This is a genomic window from Streptomyces anatolicus (assembly GCF_019400875.1).
GTDB classification, from domain to species: domain Bacteria; phylum Actinomycetota; class Actinomycetes; order Streptomycetales; family Streptomycetaceae; genus Streptomyces; species Streptomyces anatolicus.
On the sequence record NZ_WMBF01000629.1, the window covers coordinates 1 to 3218 of the forward strand.

2 protein-coding genes are annotated in these 3218 nt (G+C 71.1%); both read right to left on the bottom strand.

The window, feature by feature from the left end; genetic code table 11:
- Nucleotides 1-1379: acyl-CoA dehydrogenase family protein (locus GKQ77_RS30590; protein WP_219692372.1), on the bottom strand; the 1379-nt coding region annotated here is incomplete at its 3' end.
- Between the two features lie 238 nt (nucleotides 1380-1617).
- Nucleotides 1618-3063 carry an aldehyde dehydrogenase family protein gene (locus GKQ77_RS30595; RefSeq protein ID WP_125515418.1) on the bottom strand — a complete coding sequence of 482 codons (1446 nt, stop codon included), beginning with the start codon at nucleotides 3061-3063 and terminating at the stop codon, nucleotides 1618-1620.
- Nucleotides 3064-3218: the final 155 nt, after the last annotated feature.

Below are 3218 nucleotides of genomic sequence, written 5' to 3' on the forward strand. Positions count from 1 at the left end.
TTGACGGAGAGGGTCTTCTCGGGGTCGATGAGGTCGCCCGCGACCTTCAGGTGGGCGTCGACGGCCTCGCGGGCGATCAGCAGGTGCATGATCTCCGTGGAGCCCTCGAAGATGCGGTTGATGCGCAGGTCCCGCAGGATCTGCTCGGCCGGGACGGCGCGCTCGCCGCGGGCCGCGAGCGACTCGGCGGTCTCGAAGCCCCGGCCGCCGCGGATCTGGACCAGCTCGTCGGCCATCAGCCAGGCCATCTCGGAGCCGTACAGCTTGGCCAGCGCGGCCTCGATGCGGATGTCGTTGCGGTCCTCGTCGGCCATCTGCGAGGAGAGGTCGAGGACGGCTTCGAGCGCGAAGGTCGTCGCCGCGATGAAGGAGATCTTCGCGCCGACCGCCTCGTGGTGCGCGACGGGCTTGCCCCACTGCTCACGGGCGCCCGACCACTCGCGGGCGATCTTCAGACACCACTTGCCCGCGCCGACGCACATGGCGGGCAGGGAGAGCCTCCCGGTGTTGAGGGTGGTGAGGGCGATCTTCAGGCCCGCGCCCTCCGGGCCGATGCGGTTGGCGGCCGGGACGCGCACCTGGTGGAAGCGGGTCACGCCGTTCTCCAGGCCACGCAGGCCCATGAACGCGTTGCGGTTCTCGACGGTGACGCCCTCCGCGCCCGCCTCGACGACGAACGCCGTGATGCCGCCCTTGTGCCCCTCGGACCTCGGCACCCTGGCCATCACGACGAGCAGGTCCGCGACGACGCCGTTGGTGGTCCACAGCTTCACGCCGTCCAGTACGTACTCGTCGCCGTCGGGCACCGCGAGGGTGGCAAGGCGCGCCGGGTCCGAGCCGACGTCCGGCTCGGTCAGCAGGAACGCCGTGATGTCGGTGGTGGCGCAGCGCGGCAGGAAGGCGTCCTTCTGTTCCTGCGTGCCGAAGATCTTCAGCGGCTGCGGTACGCCGATCGACTGGTGCGCGGAGAGCAGCGCGCCGATCGCGGGGCTCGCGGAGCCGACGAGGGCGAGGGCCTTGTTGTAGTAGACCTGGGTGAGGCCGAGCCCGCCGTACTTCGTGTCGATCTTCATGCCGAGGGCGCCGAGTTCCTTGAGGCCCTTGATGGTCTCGTCGGGGATCCGTGCCTCGCGCTCGATGCGGGCCGAGTCGATCTTCGTCTCGCAGAAGTCGCGGAGCTTGGCCAGGAACTCCTCGCCGCGCAGGGCGTCCTCGGGCGGGGGCATGGGGTGCGGGTGGATCAGGTCGAGCCGGAAGCGGCCGAGGAAGAGTTCCTTGGCGAAGCTGGGTTTGCGCCAGTCCTGCTCGCGGGCGGCCTCGGCGACCTGCCGGGCCTCCCGTTCGCTCACGGACGGCTTGTCGGGGGTTGGTGCGGTCATGAGGAGCTCACCTCGCCGCGCAGAGGGGCCACCGGACCGATCGCCCGGCCTTGACCCGGTCGGTTACTGACTGAGCCTTCGGTTCCTTCGGTTCCTTCGGTTACTGACTGGTGCTACTGGATCGTTGGTACCCCATTCGTCCCCTGCCCACCAGTCCTCGCGCAGCGGTTGTACGAGAACGGCCGGAGCCCCCGCACAGTGGGCTCCGGCCGTTCGTCCTCGGGGGGACAGGGGCTGCTTACAGGGCGAGGCCCGTCAGCACCATGACCCGCTCGTAGGTGTAGTCCTCCATCGCGAAGCGGACGCCCTCGCGGCCGACGCCGGACTGCTTGACGCCGCCGTACGGCATCTGGTCGGCGCGGTAGGAGGGGGCGTCGCCGATGACCACGCCGCCGACCTCGAGGGCGCGGTGGGCGCGGAAGGCGGTCTGCAGGTCGTGCGTGAAGACGCCCGCCTGGAGGCCGTACTTCGAGTCGTTGACGGCGGCGAACGCCTCCGCCTCGCCGTTCACCTTCTTGAGGGTGAGGACCGGTCCGAAGACCTCCTCGCAGGCGATGGTCACGTCGGCCGGTACGTCGGCGAGGACGGTCGGCGCGTAGGTGGCGCCGTCGCGCTTGCCGCCGGTGAGCAGCTGCGCGCCCGCCTTGACGGCCTCGTCGACCCAGGACTCCACGCGCTTGGCGGCGTCCTCGTTGACCAGCGGGCCGACCTCGGTCGCCGGGTCGGAGGGGTCGCCGGTGACCTGGGCCTCGACGGCCTTGACGACGCGCGGCACGAGCCGGTCGTACACGGAGGCGTCGGCGATGACCCGCTGCACGGAGATGCAGGACTGGCCGCCCTGGTAGTTGGAGAAGGTCGCGATGCGCGAGGCGGCCCAGTCCAGGTCCTCGTCCGAGGAGAAGTCGTCGAGGATGACGGCCGCGCCGTTGCCGCCCAGCTCCAGGGTGCAGTGCTTGCGCGGCACCGAGTCCATGATCGCGTAACCGACCTTGTCGGAGCCGGTGAAGGAGATGACCGGCATGCGCTCGTCCTGGACGAGGGCGGGCATCTTGTCGTTGGCGACCGGCAGGACCGACCAGGAGCCCGCGGGCAGCTCGGTCTCGGCGAGCAGCTCACCGAGTACGAGGCCGGAGAGCGGGGTCGCCGGGGCGGGCTTGAGGATGATCGGCGCGCCGACGGCGATGGCCGGGGCGACCTTGTGCGCGCAGAGGTTCAGCGGGAAGTTGAACGGCGCGATGCCGAGGACGACGCCCTTGGGGAAGCGGCGGGTCAGGGCGAGGCGGCCCTGGCCGCCGGCGTCGGTGTCCAGGCGCTGGGCCTCGCCGCCGTTGAAGCGGCGGGCCTCCTCCGCGGCGAAGCGGAAGACGGAGACCGCGCGGCCTACCTCGCCGCGGGCCCACTTGATCGGCTTGCCGTTCTCCGCGGAGATGAGCTGCGCGATCTCCTCGGTGCGCTCGACGAGCCTGCGGCTCACGTGGTCGAGGGCGGCGGCGCGGACGTGGGCCGGGGTCGCGGCGAACTCGTCGCGGACGGCGTACGCGGCGGCGACGGCCTCCTCGACCTGGGCGTCGGTCGGGACGGCCGCCTTGGCGACGAGCCGTCCGTCCCAGGGGGAGGTGACGTCGAGCGTGGTCTCGCCGGTGGTCTGGCGACCGGCGAGCCAGAAGGCGTGGATGGAAGTCATGTGAGTCCCGGCCCTTCCGCGGAGGTGTGTCTGGGGGTACGTCCCTCACGGTAGGGGGCGTGGGGGGAGTCGGCGTTTGTCCTACGCGGAGTACTGGCCGGGGGCCTCGCGCCTCTTTGTACTGGGCCGGGGCTTTTTGCGCGGCGTCTCCCGTC

Coding starts and splice junctions, on each gene's coding strand:
- GKQ77_RS30595 (WP_125515418.1), bottom strand. CDS start 3,063: ATGACTTCCATCCACGCCTTCTGGCTCGCCGGTCGCCAGACCACCGGC.